General features: G+C 40.7%; 26 protein-coding genes. 4 read left to right on the forward strand and 22 right to left on the reverse strand.

Annotation, left to right across the window (positions count from 1 at the left end; genetic code table 11):
• Both MHB38_RS14725 and MHB38_RS14730 read right to left on the reverse strand, forming a co-directional pair.
• A complete protein-coding gene (locus MHB38_RS14725; protein ID WP_008344097.1) occupies positions 1-138 on the reverse strand; it encodes a hypothetical protein in 138 nt (45 codons plus the stop codon).
• 41 nt (positions 139-179) lie between these two features.
• Positions 180-620, reverse strand: a complete 441-nt coding sequence (locus tag MHB38_RS14730; RefSeq protein ID WP_008344099.1) for a phage tail assembly chaperone — start codon at positions 618-620, stop codon at positions 180-182.
• Between the two features lie 183 nt (positions 621-803).
• On the opposite strand from MHB38_RS14730, the gene MHB38_RS14735 reads away from it, so the two are divergent.
• Positions 804-860: a putative holin-like toxin gene (locus tag MHB38_RS14735; RefSeq protein ID WP_229200408.1), complete on the forward strand. Its 57-nt coding sequence runs from the start codon at positions 804-806 to the stop codon at positions 858-860.
• A gap of 276 nt (positions 861-1136) precedes the next feature.
• On the opposite strand, the gene MHB38_RS14740 is transcribed toward MHB38_RS14735, so the two are convergent.
• The 18 genes from MHB38_RS14740 to MHB38_RS14825 form a co-directional block, all read right to left on the reverse strand.
• A complete protein-coding gene (locus MHB38_RS14740; RefSeq protein WP_003213309.1) occupies positions 1137-1580 on the reverse strand; it encodes a phage tail tube protein in 444 nt (147 codons plus the stop codon).
• A gap of 1 nt (position 1581) precedes the next feature.
• On the reverse strand, positions 1582-2928 hold the full coding sequence (locus MHB38_RS14745) for a phage tail sheath family protein (protein ID WP_017367936.1): 1347 nt from the start codon (positions 2926-2928) through the stop codon (positions 1582-1584).
• Positions 2929-2931: 3 nt separating this feature from the next.
• Positions 2932-3144: a hypothetical protein gene (locus tag MHB38_RS14750; RefSeq protein ID WP_008344108.1), complete on the reverse strand. Its 213-nt coding sequence runs from the start codon at positions 3142-3144 to the stop codon at positions 2932-2934.
• On the reverse strand, positions 3131-3586 hold the full coding sequence (locus MHB38_RS14755) for a phage tail terminator family protein (RefSeq protein WP_017367937.1): 456 nt from the start codon (positions 3584-3586) through the stop codon (positions 3131-3133). The genes MHB38_RS14750 and MHB38_RS14755 overlap by 14 nt, the downstream gene beginning before the upstream one ends.
• A 4-nt stretch (positions 3587-3590) precedes the next feature.
• Positions 3591-4088, reverse strand: coding sequence for an HK97 gp10 family phage protein (locus MHB38_RS14760; RefSeq protein WP_212360793.1), 498 nt, complete (start codon positions 4086-4088; stop codon positions 3591-3593).
• A complete protein-coding gene (locus tag MHB38_RS14765; protein WP_017367938.1) occupies positions 4085-4441 on the reverse strand; it encodes a YqbH/XkdH family protein in 357 nt (118 codons plus the stop codon). Before MHB38_RS14765 ends, MHB38_RS14760 begins: the two co-directional genes overlap by 4 nt.
• Positions 4438-4821, reverse strand: coding sequence for a protein YqbG (yqbG, locus tag MHB38_RS14770; protein WP_007500574.1), 384 nt, complete (start codon positions 4819-4821; stop codon positions 4438-4440). The genes MHB38_RS14765 and yqbG overlap by 4 nt, the downstream gene beginning before the upstream one ends.
• A gap of 13 nt (positions 4822-4834) precedes the next feature.
• Positions 4835-5758 carry a phage major capsid protein gene (locus tag MHB38_RS14775; RefSeq protein WP_008344119.1) on the reverse strand — a complete coding sequence of 308 codons (924 nt, stop codon included), beginning with the start codon at positions 5756-5758 and terminating at the stop codon, positions 4835-4837.
• Between the two features lie 22 nt (positions 5759-5780).
• Positions 5781-6872 carry an XkdF-like putative serine protease domain-containing protein gene (locus MHB38_RS14780; RefSeq protein WP_341003812.1) on the reverse strand — a complete coding sequence of 364 codons (1092 nt, stop codon included), beginning with the start codon at positions 6870-6872 and terminating at the stop codon, positions 5781-5783.
• Between the two features lie 34 nt (positions 6873-6906).
• A complete protein-coding gene (locus MHB38_RS14785) occupies positions 6907-8364 on the reverse strand; it encodes a phage portal protein (RefSeq protein ID WP_046344357.1) in 1458 nt (485 codons plus the stop codon).
• Positions 8361-9662 (reverse strand): PBSX family phage terminase large subunit, encoded by a 1302-nt coding sequence (locus MHB38_RS14790; protein WP_160758062.1) that lies wholly within the window; start codon positions 9660-9662, stop codon positions 8361-8363. Before MHB38_RS14790 ends, MHB38_RS14785 begins: the two co-directional genes overlap by 4 nt.
• A gap of 8 nt (positions 9663-9670) precedes the next feature.
• Positions 9671-10318: a phage terminase small subunit gene (gene terS / locus MHB38_RS14795; RefSeq protein WP_007500563.1), complete on the reverse strand. Its 648-nt coding sequence runs from the start codon at positions 10316-10318 to the stop codon at positions 9671-9673.
• A 152-nt stretch (positions 10319-10470) separates the two neighbouring features.
• Entirely contained in the window at positions 10471-10989 is a 519-nt protein-coding gene (locus tag MHB38_RS14800; protein WP_341003816.1) for a sigma-70 family RNA polymerase sigma factor, read from the reverse strand.
• A gap of 124 nt (positions 10990-11113) precedes the next feature.
• Positions 11114-11299, reverse strand: a complete 186-nt coding sequence (locus tag MHB38_RS14805; RefSeq protein WP_370648332.1) for an XtrA/YqaO family protein — start codon at positions 11297-11299, stop codon at positions 11114-11116.
• A gap of 17 nt (positions 11300-11316) precedes the next feature.
• On the reverse strand, positions 11317-11721 hold the full coding sequence (locus MHB38_RS14810) for a holliday junction resolvase (RefSeq protein WP_335358024.1): 405 nt from the start codon (positions 11719-11721) through the stop codon (positions 11317-11319).
• A 102-nt stretch (positions 11722-11823) separates the two neighbouring features.
• Complete coding sequence (locus tag MHB38_RS14815; protein WP_225310417.1) at positions 11824-12018, reverse strand: hypothetical protein; 195 nt, start codon at positions 12016-12018, stop codon at positions 11824-11826.
• Complete coding sequence (locus MHB38_RS14820) at positions 11996-12148, reverse strand: hypothetical protein (protein WP_008344135.1); 153 nt, start codon at positions 12146-12148, stop codon at positions 11996-11998. The genes MHB38_RS14815 and MHB38_RS14820 overlap by 23 nt, the downstream gene beginning before the upstream one ends.
• An 18-nt stretch (positions 12149-12166) precedes the next feature.
• The gene (locus MHB38_RS14825) at positions 12167-12406 is read right to left on the reverse strand and encodes a helix-turn-helix transcriptional regulator (RefSeq protein ID WP_008344138.1); all 240 of its coding nucleotides are present in this window, start codon (positions 12404-12406) and stop codon (positions 12167-12169) included.
• Positions 12407-12565: 159 nt separating this feature from the next.
• Between MHB38_RS14825 and MHB38_RS14830 the strand changes: the two genes are divergently transcribed.
• From MHB38_RS14830 to bioB, 3 genes are all read left to right on the forward strand, one after another.
• Positions 12566-12943: a helix-turn-helix domain-containing protein gene (locus MHB38_RS14830; RefSeq protein WP_007500560.1), complete on the forward strand. Its 378-nt coding sequence runs from the start codon at positions 12566-12568 to the stop codon at positions 12941-12943.
• Between the two features lie 243 nt (positions 12944-13186).
• Positions 13187-13537 carry a hypothetical protein gene (locus MHB38_RS14835; RefSeq protein WP_003213146.1) on the forward strand — a complete coding sequence of 117 codons (351 nt, stop codon included), beginning with the start codon at positions 13187-13189 and terminating at the stop codon, positions 13535-13537.
• A 147-nt stretch (positions 13538-13684) separates the two neighbouring features.
• Positions 13685-14680, forward strand: coding sequence for a biotin synthase BioB (bioB, locus tag MHB38_RS14840; protein ID WP_017358975.1), 996 nt, complete (start codon positions 13685-13687; stop codon positions 14678-14680).
• Between the two features lie 41 nt (positions 14681-14721).
• Here the strand turns inward: bioB and MHB38_RS14845 are convergent, their stop codons facing one another.
• Complete coding sequence (locus tag MHB38_RS14845; protein WP_007500557.1) at positions 14722-15195, reverse strand: hypothetical protein; 474 nt, start codon at positions 15193-15195, stop codon at positions 14722-14724.
• Positions 15196-15366: 171 nt separating this feature from the next.
• Complete coding sequence (locus MHB38_RS14850; protein ID WP_035390159.1) at positions 15367-16200, reverse strand: undecaprenyl-diphosphate phosphatase; 834 nt, start codon at positions 16198-16200, stop codon at positions 15367-15369.
• Positions 16201-16324 lie beyond the last annotated feature (124 nt).

The raw sequence follows: 16324 nt of genomic DNA on the forward strand, positions 1-16324 counted from the left end.
TTATTTCCCTCCTTTCTTTGCTTCTTTTTCTAGCATATCGAGCTTGTAGCTGATGAGTCCGAATAAGAATGCCTTAAATTGTCTTGGTGCTTCGTATAAATCGAGAAGTTCTGATGGGGAATAGTGAAGCTCATGCATGGCGTAATATAAAAACACTGCTTCCTTATCCCCATCTTTTATTAGTTTTTTGCTGCGTCTTCTAAATCTTCAATTTCGTCTTCAAATCCGTTGATTTCAATGGCTTTGTTTAACCAGTTTGCGTATTCACCACCGACAGATAAAACACGTTTTGCAACTTCAACTGGATCTTGTGTGCTGTAGGCTTCTCTTAATTCCTTTGAGCGGAAATCTGGATAAATCGTCGATTCAATGGCAATCCGTGCGTAGAAGCGCTGGCTGTCTAAGTCTTTCACACGGCCTCTGCCTTTGACATTTTTGAACGTGGTGTTTTCTTTTTCCAGTTCATCAATACGTTCCGTGGTAATCGCTTTGAAGACAAAAGGAATGACATTCCCTTTTTTATCAACAAAACGCTTAGAAATTGGCACTTTGACCTCTTCCGCTTCTACTGTTTGTCCTGGCATAAAAAATGAAAGATCAAATGTTTGTTTTTCGCTCATGTTTAAAAACTCCCTTTTGTTTGTTTTTTGAATACAAAAAAGCACATCCATTTTTGAATGTGCTTTCCAATCTTTTCATGTATAATATAACTCGTACAATTGAACGGCTTGCTCAAGGGTGTCTGGCTCATCCCCGATAGGAAGGGGGTGATGCTCATGTCAACGTTCCAAGCGATTTCCCTAATGCTTTTATTCGGGATGTTTATCCTTGCTTTGTTGACGTATATAAACAAAAAATAGACTCCCCTTGAGCTTTGGTAGGTGAAAGGGAAAGTCTATCCTTAAAACTATCTAATTGATAAGCCAGCCCCTTGAAGGGCCTCATTGTACATTGCCGGGATGTTAGCGCATCCTGGCTTCTTTTTATTGTATGCAAATCGCTTTGCATGTAAACATCATTTTGTGTGTCATTGAATGCAATGTGCATTACAAATGCATTCATTTTTCATTACATTTGCATTATAGCATATTTGGTTTTTATTTAGCTAATTAATTAGCTAATTTCCTCCGCATTTCTTAGAAAGAATTCTTCAGCTTTTCAGGCAGATCAAAGTCTTCAAATGTAAATGGAACTTCTTCTTCAAGTGCCTCTGAATCAACATCTAGTCCAGCAATTTTAGCTGAATCAAAGTTGACATCGAATAATGTCACACGCTCTGTGCCTCGGCCTGATGATTTATCATCAATTACCGCTTGAAGAGTGAAATAAGGATCTTCCCCTTTTTTCACATAGTTGAGCATAAGTTGAACGAAACGTGACGTAACTTTATAGAATGTTGCCGTTCCTGTTCCGTTTGCCCCTGTTGTTTTATGACCAGTCATTCGGCGGCCCATCACATTCACTTCTGATTTATTTTTCTCCACGTTTGCTTCAAACGTTTTGATAAAGGCAAGCTCCTCACCTTCTAAGAAAAGACGACCTTCTTTACCTGAGATTGTATTTTGCGCTTTAAAAGCCATCTTACTTCACCTCCACATTGAAATAGAATTTTTCTGCTGCGTCTACTGGCTGTACTGCTAAATCGATGATAAATCCATCACGATCTTCATTGAGGCCAATGACGATATCTGTTTCTGAGTTAAAGCCTGTAATGCCGCTTCCATCTTGAAGTTGTGTGAGATACTGTGTAATCAGTGTTTTCACAAGCTGCACACCGTCGTCTGATGCTGGAATGTCATTGCCATTGGCTTTGCGTAATTTAATCAAATTTTTCAGTTCAAATGTTAAATCATTGTTGATTGCATCTAGCACACGGATGATTTTGTTTTTCGCCATTTGCTGGTTCTTTTCAACCGTGAAGCTTGTCAAAGAGTTAATATCTTTTTCAACGCTCACCGTGCGGTCTCTTGCATCGAAAGTGAAAAGAAACTCTCCTTGTGATAAACGGTATTCTACTTGATCATTATCAAGACGCTCTAATGTATCGACTGCGCCTTCGTATTCAACAAAGGTCAGTGACTGATTAAAATTCGCTCCTGCACTTGCTCCTGCGACCCAAGCTGTTGTTTGAGCAGGCGTCAGTTCTGTTCCGTCTTCTAAAACAACACCGCTTGTGACATTGATGATTCCTTCTTGATCAGCTGCATAGTTAGCCACAACGCCTTGCACCTTACGTCCTTGCTTATCACGTAAACGCTCAATAAATGACGCGAATGTTGCTTTTAATTGCTCACTATTATCGACTGGGAGTGCAATGACATCAAAGTATTCCGTTTCAGCTGCTTCTAGGAAAGCTGTATAATCTGCGACACTTGCCACACCGTTTTTCCCGCCGCTTAAAGCCGCTCCTGCAGTAATGACCGCTTCGCCTTCACCAGAAAATTGAACGTATTTGTTTTTCACAAGATCTTTGACATCTTTGACCACCTGTTTATCGACAATATCTGTTCCAAGATAGGTGATGACGTCACGCTTTGTGCTGTCGAGTACATTTTCTGCCACTTGAATGGTAATCTCATTTCCTTTTTGACCACCATAATTGGCTGTGACCACAAAGTTTTCTGCGATTTCCGCTTTGGCTGGCTCTCCTTCGTTTAGACGGTAAAGCAAGACCGTTTGCGCTTTTTTCTTCGCTTCACGGAAAAGAAGAAGTGACTTATCATCAATGTTGAGCCCGACCTTTTTATTTAAGTCTTCCATATCGGAAACGGAAATAAAGGTTTTTGGTTCTCCCCAGCTCATGACAAGAGGAAGTGCAACTGTTCCTCGCTCGCCTAAAGTAATTCGCTGCTCTGCTGTTGTTTTAAAATTAAAGTAAATGCCAGGACGCTTTTTCTCTGTACCTGGTGTAAAAGTGCCTCCGTTCATCCTTTAAACCTCCTTGGACAAAAAAGCATCGATGTGCTTCTTTGCTTCTGTTTTTGTAATTGGTTGATGTTTGATATAAAAAAGAGCACCTTCAAGGATTTCTGGTTTTACCCCAAAAAGATCCTTGCTGTGCTCTTTTAAGGCTTCAAATGAAAAGCCAAATTCTTTTTCTTCGCCCGCTGTTTGATCGAGCTGTGTTTTTTTAGTCTTGCTCACGTTTGATCACCCCATCTGAAAAATTGATACCTTCTAGGCTTGGCTGTTTATCTCGGTTGTACCAATAGCTGCTATCCCACGTCAGGACAATCGCTGCTACACCTTGATCTATGATTCTTGTTTCCACTCTTTTTATGCGGACATAATCATCAAGCACCTCTCCATCTTCACTGATCATCTGAATGATTTGACGATCAGCAAGCAATGCATCGACGACTGTTTCCGCCGCATCATGCGCTTTTTCTGTATCCATATGAAACACTTTCACTTGCAGCGAATAAGATTTCATAAAAGTAGACACTGTATCTGGACCACTAATGACAGTCACTGGCGGCACATAAACAGATGGCACTTGGAAACGCTCTGGCAGAAGACGATCATACATTTTCACAGGAAAGCGTGTGTATATATAATGCATGATTGCCCCGACTTCTTGATTCATTCCATCACCTCCCAAAATGTCGATCGATCCAGCTTTGAAGCTTTCGATCTAGCGAGTGTTCAAACATTTGTTCATAGAGCATGACGGCATGATCCCAGTACCCATTTCCTTCAATCCATTGAGATGAAAGCATCATGCCAGTACTGGCGTTCGGATCATATTCAAAGCGGCTGCCGTTCCATCTGCCAGGCACCCATCTTCGTTCTCCATTTGAAGAAATGGCATGTCCATCGTTCACGTAAGAGGCATAATCAAGCTGTGTCCCCACTTCTAGCGTGAGCCCGCCTCGGGAAGTGAGAAAGTAATTCTCCTTGTCACCTTTTTGAAAGGAATTGAGGAGACGGCCTGTATCAACAGCCTTTTCTTTGATGATTTCATCTTGAATGATGTCTAAAAACTGTAAGCCCATTTCCTGTAACCACTCTTGATATTGCGCCGTTAAGCCGCCACTATTTGCCTGTTGGAGCTGAGATAGCAGCCGGTCAAGTCCATCAATTTTCATAGGTTTTCCTTTCTGACGGCCATCACTTCCATGTGATGATTTTTCACTCTTTTTGGCTGCTGCAACTTGAGTGAGATGCCGTTCCACACCATTTTGTCATGCAAACGAATGTCGCTTGCTAAAGGGAAATGGACGAGATAGGACTGATAGATGACTGTATTCGGTTCTTCTTGCACGAGTGACTGGCTTTTTTCTACAACATAGCAAGCCACATCTCTCATACTTGGTGTATCAGGATACGTGAGATCCGTTTGCAGATCCCCTGCTGGTATACCAAATTTGCCGCGGACTGCCTCCTCATTCTCCAAGTGAAAAAGATCACAGCGATCCGTTAATAGAGAATCATAGCTCATAATGATCTCACCTTTAAATTGGCGCTGCCGCCAGTTAATGAAGGTTCAATATAATCAACAAGAAGGGCATACACATAAGGTCTGCCTTTCACTTTGTCCGCTGCCTTTGCATATGAATAATCACCCATTTTTTCTGAAGTCAAGCCTTTCATCATGGATTCGTCATCATTCAGCATGGCAAAATACTGGGCCATTTTTAATAAGGCGATCCTTGCTTTTTCAGGAATGGGCTGATATTTTTCATGTGTAAAATCGTGCCCGACCATTTGAAATACCGCTGCTTCTGCTTCAATAATATCTGCCGCTAGTCTCTCTACAGAACGATTTTTCACGCGATCAAATACAGAATAGGCTTGTAGTTCCTCAGCAGAAATGATCATAGCCTGCTGTCACCTACTCTTTCACTTTCATTACTTTGGCTACAGCATCCTCTTCCTCAAATTTGCTGTCGAGCTTCGCTGTTAGAACAATGATAAACTTACGGCTGCGAATATCTTTTTCTACTTCAATACGAATATTGCGAGAAAACCCTACGATAATGTTTTTCGGGTGTGTCAGTAAAATATCTGATACGTCTGTTCCTTCTTCATCATATGGCTGCATATTGGCAAGACCTTTGACCGGAACACCGAATGCAGAAGAAAGTCCGCCTTGAATCGCCGCATCTCCGAGACCTGTCTGACGGTTTGCTACTTGGTCTTTCCACTCGACCTCTAAACTTGGGGATGTATAAAAACGGAAATCCTGAGGTACACGTAAATATTTTGACGGCATCGCTTTGTAGGCTTGTTTGAACATTTGACGGCTAATTTCCGCTCCATTTGCATCGACAATATGAGAAACTGCCTGTTTTCGTACGCCATCCATTTGAGCTAAAAATGGATCTTGTGATGTTGTATCACCGTTGACGATCAATTCTTCAATATCGACTGCCGCTCGTTCCGCCAGCATTTGCATAATGGTCTGCTGAATCCCGTCTTTTTCAATGTTGTTTTCAATGCTGTCGTACGTCATATGAATCTCAGCAATGACTTCTTTTGCATTGAGCTGGACAGTGCTTGTCGCTGGGACAACACGGTCTTTTGCATCCAGCGCTTTGCCTTCTTCTGCTGGGCGTAAAATGCGCTGACCGAAGCCGATTTTTTCGATTTTTTGTGAATCACTTTCCATTGGAATGATACGTGCATCATTTAAAACGGTTGGTGTATTTTGCATCATTCTAATGAATGTGTTGGATTGGGCTGCGTTCATGAGACCGCCTGTTTTTAAGCTGGCAAGTGTCATTTCAGCCTTGCGAATCAACTCTTGATTTCTCACACTTTTTCCTCCTTATTTAGGCTTATAGTAAGCCATCCCATATGGGCTTTGTCATATCATTTTGTGTATCGTGATTTGTTTGTTTAGAAATGCCCCGCGCTTTTTCAAGCATGTGTATCCGCTCTGAAATAGGCAGTAGCTGTTGCTGAAGCACTTCCTGAATCGCTGCTTTTTCTCTGCCTGCTGATTTCTCTAAGGAAGAGAGCTGATGACGAATTGGCGCAACCACTTGCTCCAGCACTTTTTGTACAGGTTCTTCTTCACCTGCTTGATCTGTCCCTTGTTTATCCGCTTGTTGTAAAACGTTGTCGATGGCCATTTTTGCTTTTTCTAGTTCGCGTACTTGATCAGTCGTTAATCCGGCATCTTGCTTTTGAACGGATGCTGGTCTTTCGCCAATCGTTTGGAGGACATCATTTGTTTTCAACACATCCTGCACAATTGGAATCAATTGTTCAAGTGCCGCTCTTACGCTAGACTCATCACCATCACTTGACTGCAACGTTTCCAGCAGATGATCTAAAACGCTCCAAAATTGTTGTGGCATATTTGCACCTTCCTCTTTCAAAAAGAAATTTTTCAGCAAAGAAAAAAGCCCTCTCTCGTTCGTTTCTTGAGATAGGAGCTGATCGTGTTCCTCTATTGCGATGATGTCTGCTGTTCCAGCCATTGAGTAGCCTGTAATGTGGCCTTGCTGAATTTGGTCCCAAATATCTTGTGATGCTTTTGTCACAAGTACCCAAGATCCTTTTTGAATCAGCTCTCCGCCTACTTCAAAATCCGCTGGGGCAATGTATGATTCGACGACTTCGCCAACACCATCTTGAAAATCATGCTGTTTATCAATGTGACGGGCATCTTTCATAAAACCGTGTGCTGCTCTTTCAATTTCTTTGGCCGACATAAAGTCTTGATGTGCATCAGGTGTATTCGGTTCATACACGACGCCATATACGAGGCGATGCGCATCATCTGCCTTCGTCAGGACACTGACTTCTTTTTGAAAGTCATGCTGCTTTTTCTTTGCTTTCATCAAGAAAAATTTCTTTTGGTTGGCGGCCTTGTCCACATAGGAAACATGTGTAATTTTTGCGTTTTTTAATTCCCTTGGCATATGTTCACCCCCTTTCAAAAAAGCTCACGTCCTTTTATTTCTCCAGCTGGTTTGACTTGGATGGAGACAGCCCATCAGCTGTTTTTATGCGGCTTTCTAAAGGTCGGTGGTAGAATTCTTCCGGCCATTCCTCTAACGTCTTGCCAAGAATACGCCCCGCAAGATCTCGTAAATCATTTGGCGATACTGCCCCAGCCTGAATAAATGGTGTCAGAACCTTCGCTATCTCTAATGGATCTCTAAAGTCAGGACCATTTAATAGAAAGCGGACATGCCATATATCTAAATCCGGGAGAAAAAGAGTATTGAGCTTCCCTGTAATAAGATGCCGCTCTGGCTGAAACACTTGCTCCTCCGTTGTTTTTCGCGCGGTATCTGCCGTGGCCTTGTTATAATCTTGTGACTCTCCTGTGTAAATAGGCGGCAGACGAAAAGCGGAGCGGATTTTGTTTCTCGTCTTTTCATCGTATTCTAAAAAGAGCGCATCCTCTTGCAGGATTTCCGCCAAGGATTTAAAGTTCACTTTGACATTTGATACATCTTCTTCACCTGTTAATCCTTTTTCTGTCGGAAGCCCTTCTACTTCAAGCAATAAAAACTTATGCGCATGGTCAGAGCCTTCAATATCATCCATATAATCTTGTAGCTGCTGATAAGAAGTCTCTGACAGCATGCCGTTTTCGACAATGATGGCACCAGGTACATGCCGTCCTTGCTTAAAATAAAGATAATTCAGCTCTTCTGCTTTTCGTGCGCCATACATATTGACGATGTTGCCAATCCAGCGGGGAATCCCATACGTCCCACTGCCAATTTTAAAATGAATGACTTCTGTTGCTTGAAGCGGTTCTGGTGTAGCATCATCGTACTTGCCTGTTTCACAATTTAATATGCGCGGATCACCATACTCCTTGAAAAAGACTTTCTTCTCATTGATGACCTGCACATATTTTCGGAATCGTTTCTTGCGATTCATCGTCTTTAATTCGCCGTTTTCTGTGTAGCGGAATTCGACGTCGACTGGCTCACTTAGCTTGCAAATGCGGATATGGAGTGCATCCAAATACTCGATTCCTGCCGGCTTTCCTTGTCCATCCCGCAGCACCTCTAAAAAGCCATTTCCTGTTTTCTCCCGGTCTTCTAGGACATAACCAAGAATTACGTCAGCAGACTCATCATAGTTCATGTATTTCGTAAACTCTTCGAGTCTTGTCCATTCCTTCTCGGCTGTCTTCTTTTTGACCGGTTTCACATCTTCCGCATTAAAATCAAAGGCGTATTCCACCCCAAATCCAAAACCTAAAATGTTTGTTCGATACGCATCTATACATTGCTGAAGAATCGTTGAGTATTCTGCCATGCTTTTTAATTCATTGATATGGTAGGGCGGGGGGACAATGTCATCTTTTTCGTATGAAAATTCATCCTCATACATTTGTTTTGTATGATCAGACATGTTGGCCTTCATAATCGTTGCTTTTAATTGTTTCATTGTATGGACCTCCTCTCTCGGTTTGGACGGACACGCTCTGAAGCAGTCTGTTTCAAATCGGTCACCTCATAATCATCTAGCGCATACCAAATGGCGGATAATGTGTGTGGATCGATTTGAAATTCATCTTCCTCTAAGCGGCCGTTCTTATCTGCCTTATAGGTTAGTGATTGAAGTTCATAGATGGTATAAGGGCAAGCATCAGAACAAATGATTTTCTTAAATCGTTTGATTTTCTTTGTATATTGCAAACGTGAGCCTTGGAACTTATGCGCAGCGACCATTTGAAATCCGCGCTGCCGAAAATAGTGAATCGTTTTAGGTTCTGCTGCGTCTGCCTTAATGAGTTCCTTTGATTCAACAAATTCTTTCAGATCAACAGCTGTTTCATCATCCGTTTTCCCGCGGTCGTAATATTCCCAATAAATATATAAGTACTTTTTTTCATGATCGACAGCTAACCGAATGAGCGCATTGTAGGATTCGACAAATCCAAAATCCATCCCCGCCCGTTTCAGCGGTCTTTCAATCTGCCCGATCGCTTCTAATACGTCAGCATGCTGTCTGACCTCAAATTGCGGAAACACTTTTGTGCCATTGATACCGAAGTATCCCTTCCTTGCAATTCGATAAAGATCTGGATCGTATTCTTTCAGCTCATCCAGCTGCTTGACATAGCTTTTAGGAAGAAATAGATTGTCTTCTGCTGTTGAGTGGTGATAGTACGTATCTTTTATCACGATGGTTCGCTGTTTGTATAAGGTTTCGTCATCAAGGACAAAACGTTTCAGCTGCTCATCTCGAAAGAAATGTCTGTACGTCCAATTATCCTGACCAACGGGATTCGTCGATAACATCATATAAAGAGGTAAAACCGGATGTCTCAGCCTTCCAAGCAGTTCTTTAAACCCTTCATAAGAAACCTCGGAACACTCCTCAATCCAAATAATTGAGATGTTGTTGATCGACTTCAATTTCTCAGGCTTGTCCAGTCCTTTAAATAAAATGCTGCTCCCATTGCGAAAAGTGAGAGCAAGCGGTGAACTGCGGCACTTTACTAGATGATCGATGCCAAGATCGCTGACGATTTCTTGTAAAAGAGAATAGGTCGACTCCCGGTGCGTATCATACACTTCTCGAATGACAAGTGCTGTCCGTTTTTCCTCAAGCAGCTTTAAGATCAGCTTTAAAGCAATGTGATAGCTTTTGGATGAGCCATAGCCGCCTACTAAAAACTGAAACTTTTGATTCCAATCGAACAAAAAGTGTTCAAAGTGAGGATTGACTTCTTTTTCAATCAACGGCGTCATGAATCGTCCTCTTTTCTTTTGATCATGATATGAAGATCTTCTTCTTTTTCCTCACGAACTGCTTTTTTTGTTTTTTCGATTGTCAGCTCAATTTGCTTCAGCTTTAATCTTCGTTCATCTTTTGCGTGAGCGAGCTCTTCAAACTGTTTAATCAGCCGTCTTAGCTCTCCCATTGCACGAGATTGGGCATTTAAAAAAGTAGCATGCCGATCCCATGAAAATTGAAACGAAAATTCCTCTGCCGTGATCTCTGGCTCTGGATGAATGCCTTCGCCTGTTTCTTCCTCTAATGAAGAAGGCAAGTACGTCGCCTTTTTCAGTTCTTTGATCATGTCATCTTGATCTGCTACATGCATGATGCGCTGCGCTCGAATAATGGCTGCGTATTGAATTTGAATTTGATCCCAGATGATATCAAGAGATGTGCGCCCATCCATTTTTTCCATGATTTCAATCGTTTCATCTGAAAGAAATTGATGAAAGATCGAGTGCGCCTGCTTTGACGGTGTTTTTTGTCTTTGCCAGCCGTATCGTCTTTTCCATGATTTGACGGTATGGATGGAGACGTTGTAATGATCCGCTAGCTGCTGGTACGTCATCCCTTTCATATAATCCTGCTTAGCCTCTATCCGTTTATCTTTCATTTACATTCACCTGCCGCCTCCTTTTAGTTCGAATGATTCCCTAAAGAGAAATCATTTGTGCCGGGCTAGCAAACATTCGTTTGGTCTTTCTAACTATAGGTGGCAACTGTAAGACAAGCTTTTGAAGATTGATGTGATGAAAGAAAAAACGCCTATTCAGCAGCTTTGAATAGGCGTTCTTGTACTTTTTTGGACATTTTGGTCCGAGCTCTTTCCATATGTTTTTGGACTGTTCCTTTTTTTACATCTAGGATAATCGCAATCTCGCTAAATGATAGCCCCTGCGTTGTGTGCATAAAAAACACGTCTTTCTCTCGATCTGTTAAAACAGACAAAGCTTCATCGATTCGCCTTTTGTCTCGCTCACTTACCTCTCTTTCTTTCTCTTGAATGAGGGTGTATTCATGTGATAAAGCCTCTAATACTTCTGGATTGGCAAGAATGGTGCGCTGATACACAGATCTTCTGTCTAATCCTCTGCGTGCGCCTGGCTCTCTACCGATTTGAAGCCATTCCACCACATATTCTAAATCACTGACCATACTGGCGACCATTTTTTGATCATGTTTGTCCTGATCTGACATCTGTTTCTCTTCTTTGTCTTTTAATTGTTCATATCGTTTTCTGGCATCTTTTAAACTTCTTTTATATTCGATCAATAAATCTTGCACCTGTGCTCTCTCCCTTTTTTAAGAAAATAAAAAACGGACACCAATCAGCCCCTTTCTATAGGGTCTTGATCAGTGTCCGCAGGCTTTCCGTCTTGGACTTATTCAGTTGTTCTTGTTCATCAGGCTAGCTGATTTTAAAACCAATCTCGTGATCGACTCTTGCAAAATGTCCTTTTGCTGTTTGAATAATCGTTTTTCCATGCTCAGGTACATCCATCATATAAGCCGTTCCCACGTTTCCATCTAACACAATGACTTGAATCTTTCCTTTTTCCATTTCACCGACAAATGTCTGGTTTTCTTGAATCATGAGTTGTTTTGGCTCGTTCATATGCTTGTCTCCTTATTTGGTGGTGAGGATCTCATATCATCACCCATCATATTTAAAATGATTTCCATTCGAGGACGCATGCTATAAAACTGTGAAACTCTTAATTCTACAATCTGTAAAGAGGCGTCATCGGCAATGGCATGAAGTGCTTCTTGTATATACTGCAAACTTGGTTGAAGAATGCTGATGTGTACTGGGCGTATCAAGCCTTTTTCAGCAGATGTACGCGTGTCTTGGCTGTTCGCTAGATCAATGGGCATATTGTAAAATGAGCGAATGTCGAGTGATAATGCGCCTTTTATTCTGCTTGAGCATTGCGCTTTTGCGGCTGCTTGAATTCTGTTTATCAATGTCTCTTTTGTGCATAAATGTTCTTTTTCAATGATAAAATGAAGGACCATGCTACGATCTCCCGTCATCCTTCCCCCACTGCCGAATGTCTTGTTCGTTTTGACCCGCATTGAGTAAACATTTCAGGAATGTCATGATTTGCTTCAATCGATTCATGTCGCATTCATCCTTTCCTTCTTCTTGTCATCAACGGCTTTTTCTGCCATGAGGGTCATGTATGTGCGTTTTTCTTCTGCCGTGGGGAAAGCAAACATCGGCTCTTTTTGATGAAAAGTGATCCAGCCGCCAGCTTGTACTAGGCAATGCTGTGCTTCTTTTCGGGCATCAAATGTCATCTGATGTCTCATCATCATCAAATCCTTTCTCACGGTTCTCGTCCTCTAATCGATAACCATTTCGGGACATTTCATATGGCCAGTAACGTTTTGGATAGCCGAAATCATTCATTTGTGTCACCATCGGATGTTCGATATTCATTCTGTTTGTCTCCCCTTTTTAAGAACGGTCTTCCTTACGACTATTACTCTTTTTGTGTAACTTTTGACCAAAAAAAAGCTCTTGAACACCGATATTTAACAAATCTGCAATATGCTTGGCTATTTCTAAGCTGGGCTTTGTTCGGCCCATTTCTATATTTGCATAGCCACTCGTGTACTTATATCCAAGTTTTTTCGCCATATACGTTTGTGTTTTTCCTTGTAATATTCGTTCTTCTCGTAAATTTTCAAGTTTCATGTTTCCACCTCTTACTCATTATGTGTAAGTTATATTCATTATGATAATATACACAAAACGAGTAAGTCAATCATATTTTTATTCTTTTTGTGTATTTATTTATCTTTTCCGTGTAATTCATGATAAAATTTACACATAATATGAAAAAAGGTGTTTCCGATGGATAATTTGACTGGAAAGATTCTAACTGAATTAAGAGAGAAACATGGATGGAGTAAGTCTACCGTTGCCAAAAAACTCGGATTAAAGGCGATGTCAACCTATGCTAACTGGGAATATGGATTGAGAAAGCCAGATGGTGAAATGATTGTGAAAATCGCCGAGTTATACGGGGTCTCAACAGATTATCTTCTCACAGGTAAAGACAAAAACGCCTCTGATGACGATCTTGCAGATGATCCTGATTTGCAAATTGCGTTTAAAGCTGCCTCCGATTTTTCTGAAGAAGCACGAAGACAAACCATCGACTTTATTAACTACATTAGAGAGAAAGAGAAACAAAAAGGCCGTCAGCCAAAACAGACAGACGACAAATAAAAGATCTCTTTTTATAAAGCATCACATAGCTGGGTAGATACCCAGCTTTTTTTATGTCTCTTTTTCCTCCTAAAAAAGAATGACATATGAATAAAAAATCATGTGTTTTTTGGGTAAAATCGTCTTTCCCTACATAATATGTGACAATTTTCACCAAAAATACTCATTTTTCCACTTATTTTGATTGACATATAATTCTATTATTATTAATATATGTATATACCAAAAAAAGGAGTGTTACCGATGAAAAAATTAATGAAAGCTTGTACATTGTCTTTAGCTGCTTTAGGTGCTCTTACGTTCTTCCAAACTGAAGGTGCTCATGCAGCTGCACAGCCTAAAGAACCAGTTATAGCAAAAGCTCCTATTATGAATAAAGTGATTACAGTGAACCGCACACTTACTGTAGGTTCTTCAATTGCTGTCTCACTTCCAGCTAGCCAAATTTCTGTCTCAGGCGCAACGTATGCCATTCAATTAGACCAAACTGCTCCAAATTTCACTTGGATCCGTGCTGTACAACGCGGTTCTGTTACAGTGTCTTACTATAATTCACTAGGTGAGCTCGTCATTAACTATATTACTGTTCGTTAAGCGATTTTTTTCATATGAAAAGGCGATGACTACATGTTCATCGCCTTTTTGTGTTTTTTAATTAAGCCGCTTACCAGTGCTTGCCAATCTCTATCTATTATGTTAACTTTTAATAAAAATAAGTTTACATATTGAGAGGGGCTTATGATGGGAAAAATAACGTCTTTGTCTTGGGAAACGATCGTGAAGAAAGCCATCAATGATGAACCAATTACGATGGAAGAAGGTCTAAAAATTCTTGAAGCAGACGACGCAGAGTTGCTGCCTATTATGCATGCTGCTTATCAGGTGAGATTTCATTTTTTTCAAAAAAAGGTGAAATTAAATATGATCTTTAACGCCAAAAGCGGATATTGTCCTGAAAACTGCGGGTATTGTTCACAATCGGTGATTTCAACAGCTCTGCTTGAGAGATATACAATGCTTGACCAAAAAACCATTGTGGCCGGTGCGCGTGAGGCGTTAAAAAGAAAAGCGGGGACTTATTGTATTGTAGCAAGCGGGAGAGCACCTTCGCACCGTGAATTAGATGAAGTCACCGCAGCAGTAAAGGAAATTACTGAGACGATGCCTTTGAAGGTGTGTGCATGCCTTGGGTTATTAAATGAAGAAAAAGCGAAACGGCTGAAGGAAGCGGGTGTTCATCGGTATAATCATAATCTCAATACACATCAAGATCATCATGCTCAAATTACAACGACCCATACGTATGATGACCGCGTATCGACCATTGAGAAGGTCAAACAGTCAGGGATGTCACCATGTTCAGGGGTTATTATTGGAATGGGCGAAACCAATCAACAAATTGTCGAAATGGCTTTTGCGCTTAGAGCCCTTGATGCGGATTCGATTCCCGTCAACTTTCTCCATGCAATTGAAGGAACGCCTCTTGAACATCAAGAACGTACACATCCAATCAAAGCGTTGAAGGTTTTGGCACTGATGCGATTTATCAACCCGGCTAAGGAAATTCGAGTATCTGGGGGAAGAGAGTTTAATTTACGAACGCTTCAGCCTCTCGCATTATATGCAGCGAACTCTATTTTTGTAGGCGATTATTTAACGACAAAAGGACAGCAAGTTCAAACCGATCATCACATCATTGAAGATTTAGGTTTTGAAATAGAAGAATGTGCGCTTTAAAAAAAGTCTGCCGATGAATCGGCAGACTTTTGACGTTGAGATTAGAATCTTTTATGGAAATCGACAGTACCGCTTCCTTCTTCGCGGTCAAAGCTGCCAACAAAAGTCCAGTTAATATAGCCCCCGTCACCATTGTTGACAAACGTACCATCTTCAAATACCCAAATACCAAACGTAATGCCGTCATATTCAACACTATCATAATAAACAACATTGTTCAGTCCGCTAAAATCATGATCTTGGCTTAAGTTTTGAACAACTACGTTGTAATTTTGACCTGCTTCATAGAATGCACTGTATGCCGCATTTTTTACAAATCCATCACGATTTTGAGATGATTTTACTGCTTGTTCAATTTTATCGGCAATGGCTACTGGATCAATCGAGACACTTCCATCGACACCTGTTGTCGTAGCAGCTTCAGCCTTTTGACCAAAAGTCGTAAGAGATAAAGGGACAGCAACCATTGACGTAGCAATCATAGAGCTAACAAAAAATTTACTTGTTTTCCTCATTATTTCTAACTCCTCCTTTAATTGGTATGTTTATGTACTACCCTTTTCTTTGTCACTTAAACACTAATTTAAGAAAAAACTTCTTTTTCTACCAATTAAGAGGCTGTTTTTACTGTTTAAAAGAGCAAAACAACAAAAAAACTACTCTTTTAAAAGAGTAGTTTTCCATCATTACATAAACATGATGAATAAAATCAGACCTAGGATGATTCGGTAGATCGCAAAAGGCACAAGTTTGATTTTATTAATCAGTTTTAGGAAGAATCGAACAACAAAGAGAGCCACAATAAACGCACTCACAAAGCCCACAATAAAGAATGGAAGCATGTCTGTTGTTAAATATTCGGCATTTTTAACAAGTGTTAAGAGGCTTGCTCCCGCCATAATCGGCATGGCCATAATAAACGTAAAGTCAGCCGCCGCTCGGTGATTCAGTCCAAGAATAACACCACCTGCTATTGTAGAACCTGAACGCGAGAAGCCTGGCCATAGTGCTAAACATTGAAATAGCCCGATATACAGCGCTTGTCTGTACGTCATATTATCCACAGAGCTTGTTTCTGTTTTACGTTTATTGATCCAATCAGCGACAAGCATCAGCACAGCCCCTAAAATCAAACCGACAGCGACCGTTCTCACATCAAACAAATATTTATCAATATAATCTTCAAATAAGAATCCTAAAATGACGGCTGGGACGAGTCCAACAGCAATTTGAGCAATGGTCAGCTTATGTCCGCTGCGTTTTTGTTCTTCTGTGATATTTTTCTTTAAGCCTAATAAGTTCAAAATACGATCTTTGAACACGATCATGACAGCTAAAATAGAACCTAACTGAATCACGACTTTAAATGTGTTTGCAGCCTCTGGCGTAATGATGTCTTTTGATTTTAGCCAAAGATCATCAACAATGATCATATGCCCTGTAGACGAGACAGGTGCATACTCTGTTAATCCCTCGACAATTCCTAAAACCAGTGCCACGAATAAATCCCATAGATTCATGATTTTCTTTCCTTTCAATTCTGATCTTTTGAAGGCAAACATCTATGTCCACATAAAGACAAGCTTTCTTTTTCGAAAGCTCGTCTTTATGATACTATATTTTTTTCTAAAAAAGATTATGACA

The organism is Bacillus sp. FSL K6-3176, from assembly GCF_038003325.1.
In the GTDB taxonomy this organism is placed as follows: Bacteria; Bacillota; Bacilli; order Bacillales; family Bacillaceae; genus Bacillus; species Bacillus altitudinis.